The sequence below is a fragment of the Ilyomonas limi genome (assembly GCF_005233845.1).
GTDB classification, from domain to species: Bacteria; Bacteroidota; Bacteroidia; order Chitinophagales; family Chitinophagaceae; genus Ilyomonas; species Ilyomonas limi.
Window position 1 is genome coordinate 175043 of the sequence record NZ_SZQL01000006.1, and the last position, 18682, is coordinate 193724.

General features: G+C 40.5%; 10 protein-coding genes. 6 read left to right on the forward strand and 4 right to left on the reverse strand.

The features are described 5' to 3' along the window. Positions 1-13: 13 nt before the first annotated feature. Both FC093_RS09650 and FC093_RS09655 read right to left on the reverse strand, forming a co-directional pair. Complete coding sequence (locus tag FC093_RS09650; RefSeq protein ID WP_137261567.1) at positions 14-1609, reverse strand: hypothetical protein; 1596 nt, start codon at positions 1607-1609, stop codon at positions 14-16. 406 nt (positions 1610-2015) lie between these two features. Beyond that, positions 2016-2936, reverse strand: coding sequence for a DUF6089 family protein (locus FC093_RS09655; RefSeq protein ID WP_137261568.1), 921 nt, complete (start codon positions 2934-2936; stop codon positions 2016-2018). Between the two features lie 736 nt (positions 2937-3672). Here FC093_RS09655 and FC093_RS09660 point away from each other — a divergent pair. Then, positions 3673-7035, forward strand: coding sequence for a PKD domain-containing protein (locus FC093_RS09660; RefSeq protein ID WP_206106542.1), 3363 nt, complete (start codon positions 3673-3675; stop codon positions 7033-7035). Between the two features lie 106 nt (positions 7036-7141). On the opposite strand, the gene FC093_RS09665 is transcribed toward FC093_RS09660, so the two are convergent. Continuing rightward, entirely contained in the window at positions 7142-9457 is a 2316-nt protein-coding gene (locus FC093_RS09665) for a Tex family protein (RefSeq protein ID WP_137261570.1), read from the reverse strand. Positions 9458-10105: 648 nt separating this feature from the next. On the opposite strand from FC093_RS09665, the gene FC093_RS09670 reads away from it, so the two are divergent. The 4 genes from FC093_RS09670 to FC093_RS09685 all read left to right on the forward strand — a co-directional run bounded on the left by FC093_RS09670 (position 10106) and on the right by FC093_RS09685 (position 16875). Beyond that, positions 10106-12313, forward strand: coding sequence for a Calx-beta domain-containing protein (locus tag FC093_RS09670; RefSeq protein WP_137261571.1), 2208 nt, complete (start codon positions 10106-10108; stop codon positions 12311-12313). A 58-nt stretch (positions 12314-12371) separates the two neighbouring features. Then, the gene (locus tag FC093_RS09675) at positions 12372-15401 is read left to right on the forward strand and encodes a Calx-beta domain-containing protein (protein ID WP_137261572.1); all 3030 of its coding nucleotides are present in this window, start codon (positions 12372-12374) and stop codon (positions 15399-15401) included. 472 nt (positions 15402-15873) lie between these two features. Continuing rightward, the gene (locus FC093_RS09680; RefSeq protein WP_137261573.1) at positions 15874-16206 is read left to right on the forward strand and encodes a YbjQ family protein; all 333 of its coding nucleotides are present in this window, start codon (positions 15874-15876) and stop codon (positions 16204-16206) included. Positions 16207-16251: 45 nt separating this feature from the next. Then, positions 16252-16875 (forward strand): hypothetical protein, encoded by a 624-nt coding sequence (locus FC093_RS09685; RefSeq protein ID WP_137261574.1) that lies wholly within the window; start codon positions 16252-16254, stop codon positions 16873-16875. Positions 16876-16880: 5 nt separating this feature from the next. Here FC093_RS09685 and FC093_RS09690 read toward each other — a convergent pair whose 3' ends face one another. Beyond that, positions 16881-18206: an exonuclease domain-containing protein gene (locus FC093_RS09690; RefSeq protein ID WP_137261575.1), complete on the reverse strand. Its 1326-nt coding sequence runs from the start codon at positions 18204-18206 to the stop codon at positions 16881-16883. Between the two features lie 195 nt (positions 18207-18401). Between FC093_RS09690 and FC093_RS09695 the strand changes: the two genes are divergently transcribed. After that, positions 18402-18653, forward strand: coding sequence for a hypothetical protein (locus FC093_RS09695; RefSeq protein ID WP_137261576.1), 252 nt, complete (start codon positions 18402-18404; stop codon positions 18651-18653). Positions 18654-18682: the final 29 nt, after the last annotated feature.

Genomic DNA, 18682 nt, shown 5'->3' on the forward strand with positions numbered 1-18682 from the left:
GATTTGAAATGGATTAAAAATCGTAATACAAATTGCGGAACGACATACGCACGCCAATAGTGGCAATGAGGTCTTCATATTTTTTTCCCAAACCCGTTTCGCGCCGGTAGGTAAGATTGCCTTCTATACGGAGATTACTTTTTTTATTTATAATATAAGCTACGCGTAAATCGCCGTAGTACAGTTTAGTTGCGGCACCTTGCCCGGTGGTTACATCGGCTGTGGGATAGTTTGTTCCCGTATTTAGAATATTGTGTCCGTAATTAATACCCAATGTATCATTGCCATATTTTGCAACAACCCCCTCCAGCCTGAACCACCAGTTTTTGTATGTATAATCAGTTACGCCCAGCAATTCTTTAAAGTTTGCACCCAATGGATGTGCCAGCGGCAGATAAGCTTGCGTGTAGGTAGTTTGGTTTGTATCGGAGCCATAGGTATAAGGACGTGCCGTGTTGTATTCCACTAAAATATTCCAGTTGGGTACTTTCAGGAAATCCGCCGCTCTTACGCCCAGTTGCGCAGCGTAACGGTTATCAATATCTTTTACCAGTTTTTTGGTATTGGCAGCAGCCTGTCCATATACATAAATGTTAGGAAGTACTTCATATTTCAAATTCAATCCAACCAGTTCATTATTCTCCAGCCCCGATTTGGATTGTCCGGCATGTAAAAACATGATGGGACTGGCGTAAGTGATACTTAAATCATTATGGTGTTGCGCATCCGCGCCTGCCCACATTACCGATTCAAACAAACCGGCGGTAAGGCGCCTGGTGGCTTTCCAATCAAGCAAATATGTTTGCCCCCATTTGTGCGGATATCCATACGCATACAGGCTGCGATCCTGGGTTGCCTCCGTAACATATTGCGACCACATGGCCGTATATTGAAAATTGCCAAATGTAAGTGCTGCTCTGAAATAGGGATGGTCGGTAGAATAATCGGAGAGGAGCATGGAGCGATATCCATCGCCAACGAAATTTCTGTTATATCCTAAATCGAATAATAAGTGGTTATTGGGAGTGTAAATAAGCCGGGCATTGGAATAATTAAAATCGAAGCCCAAACCATCGCCGATATTTTTAAAGCGGGCTTGTCGTGGAATAATCTTGTACCTACGAATAAAGCTATCTACATAAGCGCCAAAACGTCCCTGGTTTTCATAAAAGTTAGTTTCAAAATAAAAGTTTTTGCCAATGCTGCCACTTACTTCATAGCCGCGCGTGTTCATCATAGGCAGATGATAGTTATCGCCGCTGCCATTACGCGCTCTTATGGCACGTTTATCATAACCAATGTATTCATCTACCACAATATCGCCGTAAATTGTAAAACCGGGTTGCTGTACATTGAGCAAATGCTCTTCAAAAAATTTCCGGTGCAGCCAGCTTTGGTCAGACGGGGGAGTAAGCGTGTCTTCGTACATTACCGGTTTCCAGGCAGTGTGTGCAGCTCCGGTATTCTTATATAATTTATTGACGTCCCAACTATTGTACAGGCGCAAAGCCGTGGTTTGCGCATTTATATTGGAGTAGAAAATAATGGCAGTAAACATCATTAACGTACCAAGCCATTTTCTTTTATAAGCCGTTTGTTCTGGCACCATTAGTAAGCTTTAGAAAATCAAAATTATAAGAAAGCAAGTATAACGATGCAAAAATGCGGTATAGAAGAGAAATAAGTGTTGTTTGAACAGACGCAAAAATGTCTGATTGCAAAATTACTCCTGCAGGTAAACAGCAATGTTGTTGTATTATAGTCAGCAGAATGCAGGCAAGCTATTTCTGTATCAAGTAAGTATTGCTTTATAATACGAATCAATATGTATTTAAGGTAGAGTAATGATTGAAGGTAAAATTTGCAGAAACAGGTTTATTGGTTTAAATAAAGGTAGTAGCAAATAGGTTGCTTAAAATGTGGGGCAAAAGTAAAAGGGCAACTATATTGCCAATCCGATGGTGTGGAGCAGAGCTTTAGAAGTTTTAGTATTATTTTAAAATATACCTAAGTAATTAATTACCAATATAATCATAACCACGCCTATTATCAAAAAGGTAAGTAATAGTAAAGAAAAAGGAAGTATAAGAATCTTTGCTGGCATACCCTCTTGGCCATAATGTTGAATTCTCGCCATTAAGTCCCCTGTAATACAATTGTTTAGCTATTGTGGCGTTCGCTGGTGATAAATATTTATCAAATAAATTGGGGTCAATATAGGTAGTACTTACATCATCAATGTAATCGGTAAAGGTTTTACGGAAGCAGCCGCTAAGTGATATAAAATAACTATTGCTGATTCTGTATTTAACTCCCATTGTTATTGGCAGGTAAGGCTGTATTAGTTTATAATTTTTCTGCTCCGGATATTCGGTAAATCCTTGACCTTCGAGGTGCAATGGTTTTAAATCGTACCATTTGCCGGCCAGTTTTGCTTTGGGGTTAAAATGAAACAATCCGATGCCCGAACCTATAAACGGACGCACGCGAGCTTCTTCAAACCTAGGTATTAACTGTAACGGATACCATTCCACCTCAGCACTTAGTTCCTCAATTCCCGATTTAAAACTCAGATTACGATCAAACCTGCCTCGGGCATTACCTTGTTTATTTGTAATCAGGCTATCTGCCCCTGTTACTAAAGTATAATGCAAACCTCCTTTCACGCTAAGCCACTTATATGGAAAATAAGTGTAAGAAACACCCAAGTAGGGGCGGATGGTTTTGCTGTTGAAGTCTTTGGCAAAAGGCTTGCCCAAACCCTTAGTACCACCCAAATCACCTAAAAAAGTATTAGTACCAAAGTCAAAGTTAATACCACTGCTGCCCCTAATGTCCTGCATTGGCTCTATATAATTGGAGTACTGTGCAGTGCTACGATGTACCATTAGCAGCGCTGCGCACGCCAGCACCAGATGTAAAGTTTTGGTGAACATGAATACCGGAGTTTTGGTTTTGAATTACAGAATGCGAAAATAAAATGAAAATATATGATTAATCGAGATATGTATATATTTAATATTTATTTAATAAAACATCAAAGATAGCGCGAGTCGCCGGGCTTGGTTTTCCGTTTTGAACGCGGTAAAAAATTCATTACCTTATACTCCGTAATATTTCGAATACTTACTTTTAGGATAATATATTCAAAGATGTAATTGTAAGTTATCAGAAACAAACCTTGTGCTTTCGCTATTAATACCATTTCAGATTATGTTTTGGGATGGGTAAGATCACGTAATTAATTTATCTCCACTGATTAACCGAACTATTTACCCTGAAATGGTATAATATCTTTAATATTTAATAATTAATAATGTAGAAGATCCTGCCTGTTCGTAAAATGCTTACATAGGCAAACAGATTGGAATGATTTTATCTGCATTTTAATAAGGTAATAGGTTGATAAAAATAAATAAAGCGATGAAAAGATGGGTGTTGCAGATGTTAGAATTACACCTCAATGGCTTCGTCTAAAATAATTAATTTTTTTTATCTTACTTTAGCCGCCTGTAATTACAAAAGCTAAGCTGCAAATGGCATATAGATTGAATAAGATAAGCCCACACACAATATTACTACGTGGATTGTTGTTTATTGGTAAGGTTATCAACACAAAATAATTTAAATAAAAAACCACAGCAATCATTATTGCTGAAAATGCGACAGATAATGAAGCATATTTTTTCTGCCGTTAAAGACTATTGTCTTCAATACAATGCAAGGTTTTTTCACCTCACACCCCAAAAAACTTCTGCTGCTTACAAATTATTGGCCCTTATAGCTTTTTGCTTTATCGGTCACTTTACAAAGGCACAAGAACCTGTGCAGGCAAGCTTTAGTACTTTTGATTATCAGGGTTGCGTGCCTGTAAAAATTCAGTTTACTGATAATTCAACAGGTAGTCCAACTTCATGGTACTGGGATTTTGGCGATGGACATACGTCCACCCAGGCCAATCCGTCCAACACTTATACTGTTCCCGGCAGCTATATCGTAAAATTAGTAGTTAAAAATGCGGTGTCCACCGACTCAGCATCTAATGAAATTATCATCAGTGGTGCCAAAGCAGAGTTTGACTACACCTACACCAATATTTGTACTACGCCGGCTACCATCAACTTTGCAGTGCCTAACCCGCTTAATAAAATTATTTATCGGTGGGATTTTGGTGATTCAAATAAAGCCATTATTCCCAATCCCACTAACACATATAATAGCGCTGGCACTTATGAGGTGCATTTAACAACCATCAGCCCCGAAGGGTGCGAAGATTCTATAACAAAGGTGATAGAAATAGGAAACGGCACTGTTGATTTTAATGCGCCTGCTACAGTATGTGTAAATGAGCATGTTACATTTACCGATACCTCTACGCCACGTCCATTATCAGCTATATGGCTAATAAATAATAGAGTAGTGCAACAAGGTGCCGGCGACTTTACTTTTCAATTTACAAGACCCGGTACTTATACTATTCAGTTAACCGAAAATTTTGGAACCTGTAATAATACAGCAACGAAGCCAGTGCAGGTGTTGGATAAACCAACTGCATCTTTTGACCTTAATGGTATTACTAAAAGCTGTGCGTACCCCGATACTACCCGGTTTGTAAATACGTCTTTGAATGCAGTAGCCTTTAAATGGTATTTTGGAGATGGGGATAGTTCTACAGAGGTAAATCCTGTTCATGTTTACGGTGCAGGCAGGTTTTCGCCAATGCTGATTGCATTTAATGCCAATGGCTGTACCGATACGCTCGTAAAAACAGATGCCGTTTTTTTAGGTGGAGCTGTTATCAATAGTATCAACCTGCCCGATTCCGGTTGCGTTCCGCATCCGGTTACTTTTAAGCCCGACATTTCTTCGCCCGAAGCAATAGCTACTTACTCCTGGGATTTTGGGGATGGTAGTAATATCGATGCAAGTGCCCAGCCTACACACACATACAATAATACAGGTAGATATGATGTAGCTCTCACCATTACAACTGTTAGTGGCTGTACGACTACCAGTATTGTAGGTGATGCAGTATCGGTCGGCACCCATTCTATACCCGATTTTACAGCAGACAAAACTACATTATGCGGAGCAGATACTGTACATTTCAGCGGTACGGCAAGTGGGCCAGTTTCGTATTGGCACTGGCAGTTTAGTAATAACGCTGGTGCCTTTACACAGGACGCCAAATTTGTTTATGCCGATACAGGCAGCAGAGCTGTAAGGCTTACCATAAGTAATAGTGGATGTGTAGATAGTGTAGTTAAATACGGATATATAGTTATTAATCCGCCTACGGCATCTTTTAGAATGCAGTTTGATTGTAATGACCGGACAAAGGTTGGACTTATTGACCGATCTATTGCACCTGAAAGCTGGCATTGGGACTTCGGTGATGGTACTACTTCTGACCAGCAAGTACCACCTGAACACGAATATACAGCCAATGGTAGATACTACATTTCGCTTACCACCACCAATGGTGCATGTAGCGATACTTATACCGACACCGTTTATATATCTAACACGACACCTGTTTTTAGTTTTAATCCACCTGACAGGCACATTTGTCGGAAAGCTGATATGGAATTAGGGGTTGACAACCCAACTTATATCTTAGATTATTTGTGGGATTTGGGTGATGGACATACATTATTTAGTGATACCAGCATTCATTACTCTTATACCAAGACAGGAATATATTATCCTTCACTGATTGCACGGTACCACAACGGTTGCCAAGATACTCTGTACAGTCCTGACTCTATTGTTGTAACAGGGCCTACGGCCAGCTTTGCAACGGAATTGTCTGGAACTTGTTTAAACGATACTACGTCATTTATTGACAATTCGTTTTCCGATGGAGAACACGACATCATAAGTCGCGTGTGGAGCTATGGCGATGACATAACCGAAAGCAGAAATGATGCTCCTTTTACACATTTATACACCAGCAGCGGCTCTTTTAAAGCCATGCTGGCAATAGCAGATAATAATAATTGTGTAGACACGGCACGGTATAATGTAATTGTAAATGCGCTACCTGTCGTATCTGCCGGGTTGGATACCTTTGCTTGCGAAGGCAGCAGCGTGCAGTTGCAACCTTCGGGCGCACTTACTTATGTATGGGACCGCGATCGGACTTTAAGTTGCTTATCCTGCACAAACCCGGAAGCAGCGCCGGTTCAGGATAATTTGTATGTAGTTACCGGCACTGATGCAAGTTCCTGCCACGCTTCCGATACTGTGTTGGTAACGGTTGTTCATCCCTTTAGCATGACTGTGGATGAGGCCCCGCGTGATATTTGCCAAACAAAAGACGTTCAGCTCACTGCCAGTGGTGCGGATTTATATAGCTGGTCACCGGCAGATGGTTTGAACAGTGCAACCATCAGCAATCCGGTGGCTTCGCCAGAAGTCCCTACCACTTATACCGTTACCGGCACCGATAATAAAAGGTGTTTTAGTCAAACAGGCTCTGTGATTGTCAATGTACATCCGAATCCTGAAGTTACTATTACCAATAATGACCTTGTAGTAGAGAAGGGTAGCCAAAATGTGATTATTACAACTGGTAGCAGCAATATTCTTAAGTGGTACTGGTATCCATCTATAGGGCTTAGCTGCACTGATTGTCCTCAGCCTATATTAGATGCACAAAAAGCAATGACTTACAACGCGGTAGTATATGCCGACTTCGGCTGTACCGACACTGCACAGCTAACGGTGCATGTATTATGTGATCAATCAAAAATTTATATACCTTCTGCTTTTACACCTAACGGTGACGGCAAAAACGACCGCTTTTATGTAATAAGCAGCGTAGATAATCCTGTTCGTTCGTTTGTAATCTACAACCGCGCTGGCGAAATGCTATTTAATAAAAGAGGTAATATTACCAATTATTCGTCGGAAGGGTGGGATGGAACCTATAAAGGAAAACCCGTACCATCTGGTACGTATATTTACCGTATAGAAGTAAAGTGCAATGATGCGGTTGTGCCCTTTACCGGCACGATTACTTTAATCCGGTAAATCACTACAAAAAAAGCATATTTCTTTGTCCATAACTGTTCAATAAAAAATCTGCAGCGGATAAAAATCTTGCTGCAGATTTTTTATTGTAGCAAATTACAAAGCGCTACTTACCAAATTTTTTCTTCAGTGCATTCAACGCATCGTTCATATTCCTTTCCGAAGATGTGGTTTCTGTATGCTTGTTAGCCTGAAACTTGTTCTTTGTATTTTGCCCCTTATCTCTTGTATGTCGGATCCTGTCTTCTGAACCTTGATACTTGTGTCTTGTATCTTGTCCTTTGTTTCTTTCTTTTGCCGGTGTTTCCTGTGCCTGTTTAATAGAAAGTGCAATACGTTTACGCGGCATATCTACTTCCAGTACTTTCACCATTACCTTATCATTTAGCTTTAATGCTTCATTCGGGTCGGTAATATAGCGGTGTGCTATTTCGCTTACATGCACAAGTCCATCCTGTTTTACCCCAATATCTACAAAAGCACCAAAGCGTGTGATGTTAGTAACAATTCCCGGCACAATCATGCCCGCCATTACATCTTCTATTTTGTAAATAGGTGCAAATTCAAATTGCTGCATTTCACTGCGTGGGTCCAAACCGGGCTTTTTCAGTTCGCTGAGGATATCTTGAATAGTTAATTCTCCAATTTCTTCAGTAGCATATTTCTTTGGCTGAATGTTTTTTACCAAACTTGCATTGCCCACCAATTCTTTTACATCTACGTTAAGGTCGTTTGCCATATTTTCTACAATACGGTAGGCCTCGGGATGCACCGCACTTTTATCCAAAGGATTATCGCCGTTGTTGATGCGTAAAAAACCGGCACATTGTTCAAACGCCTTGTTGCCAAGGCGCGGCACGTTTAACAACTGGCTTCTATTACTAAATTTCCCAATTTCCGAACGGTATTTTACAATGTTATCTGCCGTTGCAGCGCCAATACCACTTACATAACTCAGCAGATGTTTGCTTGCTGTATTTAGATTTACGCCTACCGCATTTACACAACTCACTACCGTTTGATCCAAACGTTCTTTTAAGCGGGATTGATTTACATCGTGTTGATATTGCCCTACGCCAATGCTTTTCGGATCAATTTTTACCAGCTCTGCCAGTGGATCCATCAGGCGGCGACCAATAGAAATAGCGCCACGCACTGTTACATCCTGATCCGGAAATTCTGCTCTTGCAGTTTCCGAGGCAGAATATACAGAAGCTCCATCCTCATTTACCAGATATACCGGCAAACCAACGTGCATCCCTTTAATAAATTGTTCGGTTTCGCGCCCGGCAGTGCCATCACCAATGGCAAATGCTTCAATGTTATATTCTTTTACCAGTTTTTCAATGGTTTGTTTGCTCTGTTCCTCGCGGTTCTTTTCATGTACATAAATCAAATCAGATTTTAACAAGCTACCTTTTTCATCTAAACAAACTACTTTACAACCAGTGCGGTAGCCAGGGTCGATAGCGAGAATGCGCTTGCTTCCCAATGGCGAACTGAGCAACAACTGACGCAGGTTTTCTGCAAACACCGCAATCGCTTCTTCATCTGCTTTTTGCTTGAGTGCCGTACGAAATTCTGTCTCCAAACTTGGTTGTAGCAGGCGGCGATAAGCATCTTTTGACGCACGTTTCACGTGATCAATACTTTGATTATTACCCTCTTTTACATACAACTTCTCTATTTTTTCTAATGCTTCTTCTTCATTCGGTACAATGCCAATCCGTAAAAAGCCCTCTAAAAAACCGCGTAATACGGCTAATATGCGATGGGACGGTATCTTGTACACCGGCTCGTTGAAGTTGAAATAATCTTTGTACTTAAGAGCTTCGGCTTCTTTTTCGGGCACTACTTTACTTTCTACTACTGCTGTTTCTTCAAACAACCTGCGTAAACGTGCGCGCACTTCGGCATCTTCGTTTATGGTCTCGGCAATAATATCTCTTGCGCCCTGCAAAGCTTCATCATTTGTTTTTATCGTATCGTTGATAAATGCTGCTGCTTCATTATCAAGATCAATGTCTTTTTGTTCCAATATCAATTTAGCCAAAGGTTCAAGCCCGGCTTCTCTGGCTATTTGCGCTTTGGTTCTGCGCTTGGGTTTGTAAGGTAAATAGATGTCTTCCAGTTCGGCAAGCGTAATAGCTGCGTTTAATTTCTCCTGCAGCTCGTCAGTCATTTTACCTTGCTCCGTAATGGTTTTTTCTATAAATGTTTTACGCCCGGTAAATTCCTTCAGTGCGGCCGCTTCTTCCTGTATTTGCTGAATCTGCACTTCATCCAGCGCACCGGTCTTATCCTTACGGTAGCGGGCAATAAACGGAATGGTTGCACCTTCATTTAATAAGTTCAATACTGCTTCTGCCTGCTGCGGTCTGATGTTTAGTTTTGCAGCGACCTGTTGCGAAAATTCAATCATGATTAATTGAGCGATGGTATTTTCAATTTCTAAATAAAGGGGCAAAAATAGCCCTTCCACCTGTGTAAAAAGTTATATTTGACATTTTAGGGCAGTAAAATTTTCTTTCAAAAAGTAAAATCCAATCTGTGGTAATTTTTGTTAAAATAAGCTTTCTATTGTGGGCGGCTGTCCGCAGAAATAAAAATTTGGAATTGCATATAAAATATGAGTAACTTAGGTTACTTTATTTATTTATACCTAACCACCAAAGTTCCGTACACAGCTTTTAGTAAATACTTTTAAGACAAGTCATAAATGAAAACGGCGATTTTCTGATGTCTGGATGTACCCAATAATAATTTTGCCCTCCTTTAGTAATTGACCATTACGAACGGCTAGTAACTACAGCAACCCTTCTATCTGCAATAGCAGCATTGGTTAAACTCTTAATTCTGTATATAAACAAATAACTCTTTGTTTTCACAGACATCCTTTTACGCTTACTACTATATAGATCTGGTAATTTTTAGGCAGGAATTAACAATGTACTACGATCAGGAGAAAGATATTTTGTTTTAACAGCAGCATTACCCCTGTAACTACAATCAGCACACGTTATTAACGGCTATTGGTGAACCCTATCATAAACAATTAAATCCCACTCCTATGAAAAAGTTATGTTTACTCCTGCTTTTTTATGTTTTTGTTTTCAATGCCATTGGTCAGGCGGGCAGCCTTGACTCTTCCTTTGGCAATAATGGTATACAAACAACTGCTTTTCCAAACAACCTCAATCTTTTAAATGAGCATGGGCGTGTAGTGCTGACCAGTGCTAATGGGGACATCTTTGTTGTAATACAGATTAGCAGTTCCCTAAGAATTGCTAAGTACTTACCGGATGGAAAGCTGGATTCTTCCTATGGCACTGCGGGCTACTCCAAGGCTGTAAACATGAGTGAATCCAGTGCTGCTATGCAGGAAGACAAAATTATAGTGGCTGGATATACTATTATAAGTTCTAATAATTACAATAATGACTTTGCACTTGCCCGTTATACGGCTGATGGGGCTTTGGATATATCCTTTGGAAAACAGGGACTACTTACAGGTTATTTTCCTTCAACCAAAACTAATTTCACCAGTACTGTTCTTCAGGGAAACAAAATCATGGCTGCAGGAAGTGCACTCAACGATAGTAATAACTATGACTTTGCCCTCGCCCGCTTTACGACGAATGGTGTTCTTGACTCTTCTTTTGGAGTGAATGGAAAAGTAATTACTGATTTTAATAGCTCTACGGATGAAGCAAATTCTATGGTTCTACAGGGAGGTAAAATCATCGTAGCTGGATCTGGACACAATTATTCTGATTTTGCGCTTGTCCGGTATACTTCTGATGGTGCTATAGATTCTTCCTTTGGAGTGAATGGAAAGGTAACGACTGATTTTAATAATGATTATGCTGTTGCATATTCAATAGCGCTGCAGGAGGATAAGATTATTGTGAGTGGATCTACTCAAAATCCTGTCAATGACAATAATGACTTTGCACTTGCCCGTTATACCGCTGATGGCAAGTTAGATGCCTCCTTTGGAAAGAATGGAAAAGTAACAACCGATTTTAATAGTTCTGAGGATCACGCAAATACAATGGCGTTGCAGGGAAACAAGATCCTGGTGGGTGGTTATTCTTTAGGTGGCAGTGCAGACTTCGCGCTTGCGCGTTATACTACAGATGGTGTTTTGGATTCCTCCTTTGGAGAGAATGGAAAAGTAACAACTAATTTTGGCTTCTCTTCAGAAGATATTGCATATTCAATAGCGCTGCAGGGAGATAAGATTATATCGGCAGGATATACTGGTTATTATCCCATTTACGACTTTGCCCTTGCCCGCTACACGGCTGACGGTATTCTGGATTCTTCTTTTGGAGACAATGGAAAAGTAATAACAGCTTTTAATAGCTCAATTGATGATGAAAATTATGAGAGTGCAACTTCAATAGCCATTCAGGAAGACAAGATCATAGTGGCTGGATTTACTGGTGATAATCGTGGCAGTGCAGACTTCGCGCTTGCGCGTTATACTACAGATGGTGTTTTAGATTCCTCCTTTGGAGAGAATGGAAAGGTAATAACTCCTTTAGGAGGCTCCGCTACTATACAAGATATTGCTGTGCACCAAAACAGATTGTATGCAGTAGGCAGTACATCCCAGCCAGATGGAACCTATGGTATAATAGCCGCTTATGAACTGGAAGCACCAGTGCCCACTGTTAGCATTGCAAATGTAAAGGTGCTGGAGTCTAAAAAGCTAGCCGTTGTGACTGTTCGTCTTTCTGCACCCGCTAGTAAGTTGGTATGGGTACACTTTACTACCCGCCATAAGACTGCTGTGCGCAACCAGGATTACATTGGTATCAGCGGTACTTTATTGTTTATTCCCCACCTGAATACAACTGCTAAGATATTCATCCCCATTATTGATGATAATGAACACGAAGACGATGAACGGTTTGAGATCGTTTTAACCAATGCACGAGATGCCGCCATAAAGGATAGTATAGGCATAGTCACCATTCTCGATAATGATAATGCACTTATAGCTAAGCAACAGAGTGCTTCCCTGCACATCAATGTTAATCCAAATCCTGCCACGAACACCTTTACTCTTCAATTACAGGGCAGTAATCTCAAACAGCCGGTTACGGTGCGGGTATATGATGTAAGTGGTAGGTTAGTAGAACAAAAAAATAATATTGCTATTGGACAAAGCCTGCGCTTTGGCGATCAATATAAAGCAGGTACCTACATTATAGAAGCCGTACAGGGTAGCCAAAGCGTGCAGATGAAGGTAATCAAGACTGGTAAGTAAAACCATGCTAAAATAACTATCAATAGTCCCCTATCATAAACAATTAAATCCTCTTCTTATGAACAAGTTCTATTTACTGCTGCTTTACTGTGTGGTTCTATTCAAAGCAAGTAGTCAGCCAGGCAGCCTTGACTCTACTTTTGGCTACAATGGTATACAAGCAACTGGTTTTTTAAGCAATGTCAACCTTTTAAATGAGTATGGGCGCAAGGTGCTGACCAGTGCTAACGGAGATATCTTTGTTATTGTACAGGCATCTGATAATAATAGTGTCGCAAGAATTACTAAATACTTACCGGATGGAAAGCCGGACTCCTCCTATGGTAATGCAGGCTACTCCAATGCTGTGAACTTCAGTGTTAGCAGTGCTGCTCTGCAGGGTGACAAGATTATAGTGTGTGGAAGTGGACTTGCCCGCTATACTAGTAATGGTGTTTTAGACTCTTCCTTTGGGAAGAATGGAATTGTCACAAGCGTTAATGGAAGTTCAATAGCTTTACAGGGAGACAAGCTCCTGGTGGGTGGAAGTATGCTTAACGCTGTTAATAGCACTGCCGACTTTGTACTCTATCGTTGTACTGCAGATGGTATTTTGGACACTTCCTTTGGGGAGAATGGAAAAGTAACAACTGATTTTAACGGCTTAAATGATTATGCAAGTTCAATAGTGCTTCAGGAAGACAAGATCGTATTGAGTGGATCTACTGGTAATTATGGTAATAGAGATATTGCTCTTGCCCGCTATACGGCAGATGGTACCCTGGATGATTCCTTTGGGGAGAATGGAAGAGTAACAACTGATTTTAACGATTCTTCGGATGATGTTGCCAATTCAATAGCACTCCAGGGCGGTAAGATCATAGTGGCAGGAAGTACTAGTGATTTAGTAGGCTATCTCAATGACTTTGCGCTTGTCCGCTACACGGCGGAGGGTGTATTAGATACTTCTTTCGGAGAGAGTGGAAAAGTAATCACTGATTTTAATAGTGATTATGATGTTGCCAATTCAATAGTGCTGCAGGGAGATAAGATTTTGGTGTGTGGAACCGCTTATAATAACGATACATACACCGACTTTGCGCTTGCCCGCTTTACGGCGGATGGTGTTTTGGACTCTTCCTTTGGGGTGAATGGAAGGGTAATTACTGATTTTGGATTTGATGAAGATAATGCATATTCAATGGCTCTTCAGGGAGACAAGATCATAGTAGCTGGATCTACTTATACCCACCCTGGTAATAACTATAATACCGACTTTGTTCTTATCCGCTATACTGCTGATGGTGCCGTAGATGCCTCCTTTGGATTAAATGGGCTGGTTATAGGTTATTTTCCTTCAAGCCAAACCTTTTTCACAAGCACCATTCTTCAGGGCGATAAGATTATTGCAGCCGGGTATGCATTCAACGATAACAATTTCTTTGACTTTCTCCTTGCCCGCTTTACGGCTGATGGTGTACTGGACCCTTCCTTTGGAGTGAATGGGATGGCAACAATTAATTTTAATGGCTCCTCCTATGATCAGGCAAATGCAATAGCACTCCAGGGAAACAAAATTATAGTGGCTGGATTTACTGGTAATTCTCCCAATTTCGACTTTGCACTTGCCCGCTTTACAGCCGATGGCAGGTTAGATTCATCCTTTGGAGAGCAGGGAAAGGTAATCACAGATTTTAATAACTCCGATGATAAGGTATCTTCAATAGTGCTGCAGGGCAACAAGATCATAGTGGTTGGATCTACTGGTAATTTTGGCAGTAGAGACTTTGCACTTGCCCGCTATACTAGTAATGGTGTTTTAGACTCTTCCTTTGGGAAGAATGGAAAAGCAACAACAGATATTAATGGATCCTCGTATGATCAGGCAGATGCAATAGTTCTCCAAGGCGACAAGATCATAGTAGCTGGATCTACTTATACGTTTGCCCATTTCGCTTATGAAGTTACATTAGCTCGCTATACTACTGATGGGGTTCTGGACGCTTCTTTTGGAGTGAATGGGATAGTAGTGACCAATCTAAACAAGTCCACAGATGATCAGACAACTTCTATGGTCCTTCAGAGAGGCAAAATTATAGTGACTGGATCTACTAATGTTGACTTTGCCCTTGCCCGCTACACGGCTGACGGTATTCTGGATTCTTCTTTTGGAGACAATGGAAAAGCAACAACTTTTTTTAATAATGATTATGATGTTGCCAGTTCAATAGCGCTGCAGGGAGACAAAATTATAGTAGGAGGTTATACTCATGTTTATGAGATAACCTCTGAGTTTGCGCTGGCTCGCTTTACTGTTGACGGCGTGGTAGATTCCACTTTTGGAAATAATGGAAAAGTGATAACTGATTTAGGAGAATACGACTTCGCTTCTATACAAGACATTGCGGTACACCAAAACAGATTGTATGGCATAGGAAGTCTCACTCACCGCAGTACACGTGAAAGCTTTGGAATAGCAGCAGCTTATCAACTGGAATATCCGGAACCCGCCATCAGCATTGCAGATGTAATAGTATCGGAATCTAAAAAGCTGGCTATTGCTACTGCTCGGCTTTTTGCTCCTGCTAACCAGATTGTACGTGTACATTTTACTACAATGGATAAAACGGCGGTGCATCCTCAGGATTACATTAGCGTTAGTGGTCCCTTGTTCTTTATTCCTGGTGTTAACTCAACGGCTAAGATTATCATTCCCATTCCTGATGACAATGTAAGTGAAGATGCAGAGCAGTTTGAAATACATCTTACTAATGCACATAATGCCCGTATTCAGGATAGTATTGGTGTAGTCACTATCATGGACAATGATGATGCATGGATAACAAAACAGAATACTTCCCTTCGCATCCAAGTTCATCCCAATCCTGCTGCAGATGTCTTCACTGTCAGGCTACAGAGCAGTAATCTCAAACAATCTGTAAGTGTACGGGTGTATGAGGTGAGTGGTAGATTAGTAGAAGAAAGAAACAACATCAGCATAGGAGAAAGCCTCCGCCTGGGTGATCAGTATGCAGCAGGCACTTACATTATCGAAGCAGAGCAAGGTATCCAAAAAGTACAAACCAAAGTAATTAGAACTGGTAAGTAAAGCTGCGATAAAATGGTAATATTAGCTAAGATAATAGCAGCAGACCTGACAATAAAATAGCCTGATAAAATCTAATACTGTTTTTAGTATATTTTTCCCTGTAACCTCCTATTACATATCAGTGGAGGAGGTTACAGGCAGAGTATGCGTTGCTACTTTTTATTATAAAATGAGTATGCTTGTTTATTGCATTGCACAACGAAAAGGGGTAAAATTATACGCAACTTTTTGGGTAGTATTATTTTCAGCGTTTCCAAATATCCTTGTGCTTTCAATTGCATGATAAACCACATGGACACGATTGAAATGCAGGTATTCACATAGCAATTCTATATGTTTATTTTTATGTTTCCTTATAGGAAAAAAAACCATACTGCCATTAAGAACACTATCCCAATCTATTCTTTACCATTTGTAAAAACTGTCATTTATCTTTAAGTAAATAACGTAATTCTGTCTAAAAATTCAATCAATGGTTAATGAACAGTTGATCACTACTTCCAACTTATTAGAAGGATATAAAATTGTGCAGCATTTGGGTATGGTGCGCGGCATTACGGTGCGTAGCCGCAGTATGTTGGGCAATATTGCCGGCGGTTTTTTATCCTTATTTGGCGGTCGCAACTCCATTTATGTACAGCTTTGCGAGAAAACGCGTGAAGAAGCATACCGATTATTAATAGAACATGCCAATGAGCGCGGCGCCAATGCTATCATTAATATGCGTTATGATGCTAACGAAGTCATCAGCGGTATTACCGAGGTATTGGCCTACGGTACTGCTGTGGTCGTGGAGAAAATATAGATAAAATTATTTTAATATCTTATTTTTACAGCGTAAAACGTATAAATGAGAAAATATTTGTCCCTTACCCTTTTAATGGTGGGTTGTTCGTTGTTTGCTAAAGCACAAACTACAGGCAAAGACAGCTTGTTGAGTGTAATAGCAAAGGAAGTATGTACAGCACTTGAAAAGAAAACCATAGTTGCAAAAAGTACCGAAGAATTGCAGATGGAGCTGGGATTGATGATTATGTCCTCTATTACTTCACATACAGGTGCATTGAAGAAATATTATGGAGAAGAAAATATATCAAATGGCAACTTTGATAAAGTTGCAGAAGACATTGGTATAAAGCTAATGGTGGAATGTCCTGCTTTTATGAAGGTAATGCTGGCAAACCCCTCGTTACTGGCGAACACGGCAGACGAAAAGCAACCTGTTGAACAAACAATCAGCGGCACATTGCTTAAAATAGTACCGGGTGATTTTACTTATTTTCAGGTAAAAGACTCAAACGGCAGAATGATAAAAATCTGGTGGATGGAAGCATTTGAAGGTGCTGAAAAACTTACAGATCAACTGCTGAATAAACCGGTAATGGTCGCCTATATCGTAAAGCAGACTTACAATGCACAAATGCAGGATTACGTTGGGACGAAGATTGCAACAAAACTGCAGTTGGTTCAATAGTACTGTTACAGCAATGGCTTGTGTACTTTATTCGGATGCTTATATACGAAACTACTGATCATCGAGCGAATAACTTCGTTTTCAGGATAAGGCGTCAGCAGTTCTTTCAGTTGTTCTAAGGTCAAGTCATCGGCATTATTATAAATCAATCCCATACCATAAAAGTGGCCCTTTTCTACCAGTACGCAATTGGTGGCATCGCGGTGTTCTTCTTTTATCAAAAAAGTTTCTTTTTGCTCCTGCAGCCAGTCAATAGCCTGTTGCACTTTTAGGTTATATGCGGCAGGTTCTTCGGCGGGTGACGGTGCAGTAGTGTCCAAACAGCAAAGCCCGGCATCCAGGTTGAAATCTTTCACCAGCTTCCACAAAATGCGATAGCCTTCTGCCTTAAGGCTAAAACACACCAGCGGATGTAAGTGCTTTCTCTTCTTTTCTATTGTTAAGCGCAGGTAGCCACGCATATCGGTGTATTCATAAATGCCGTATTGCCATTCAAACTTTTTTTGGCTATGGTTAAATTGTGGCCAAAGCCGTTTTATCTCAATGCTTTCCAGCAAATAAGCAGCAAACTCAGTAGGCGTTTCTTTGTAAGTAACAGCATGAATGTGTTTCAAAAAATTCTGCCGCTTGCTGCCTGTATCAAAACCGGTAAAATGGCTGACTACGCGCTGCTTGATGTTTTTGGCTTTACCTACATAAATCACTTTACCTTTTTCATCATGAAAATAATACACGCCGGGCTGATAGGGCAGCCACTGCACGTGTTCTTTGGGCAGATTGGGTGGTAGTATTTGCTCACGGCTTTCTTTTTTCAAATATTCTTTTACCAGTTTTTCGCCACCGGCATTCAGTATCATACTAAACAGCGTAGCTGTTGCTTCAGCATCACCGCCGGCACGGTGGCGGCCGCCATTCATAATGTTTAACTGTTCGCACAGTGCATCCAAACCATACTTGCGCAAGCCGGGAAAAGCCGTGCGGCTCAAGCGCACAGTACACAGTTTACGTGCATGGTAATCGTAACCAACCTGTTGAAAATGGTGCCGGATGAAAGAGTAATCGAAGTTGACATTATGCGCTATAAAAATGCGTCCTTTCAGTAAATTATAAATCTTGTCTGCTACCTCACTGAAAGGCGGCGCATTGGCAACCATGTAGTCTTGTATGCCGGTAAGCGCGGCTACAAAACGGGGGATTTTATAGCCTGGATTAATCAGCGTTTCAAACTTTCCTTCAATTTCCTTTCCATTGTGCAGCACAATAGCAATTTCGGTGATGCCATTACTATCTGCATGGCTGCCAGTGGTTTCAATATCAACAATCGCGTACATATATCCTTATCTTGCCTTTTTATAAATACAGCTAAGCACGGCTATCCGGGAGGATTTTTTACATTATCTGCCGGGAGTAAAGCAGATCTATTTTGTGCTTAAATGGCTTCTATAAGTATTTTGAGTTTTTGAAGTAACAATTTTTTGTGAAAAACGTTTGTAAAGTTAATGCTCAGGCAGCGAAAACAAAAATGTATGTTATCTTTAAATAAGCATTTCAAAACCATCCCCATGAAAACCATCCGCCCATTAACAGTTGCTTTAGGCATGATTGCCTGCATTCACTCGCACGGCGATTACAAGCTGCTGCTTAAAGATAGCACATCTGCGGCAACTTGTTTAATAAAAAATACTCCTGTCGTCAACTATAAAAAGCCAGTGGTAAAAACTGCTCCGGATATGCCTTTCTTTAAAGACGTGCTCGACACCAAAAGATTGTTTTGGTAAACGTTATTTAAAATAAAAATAATTTAAAG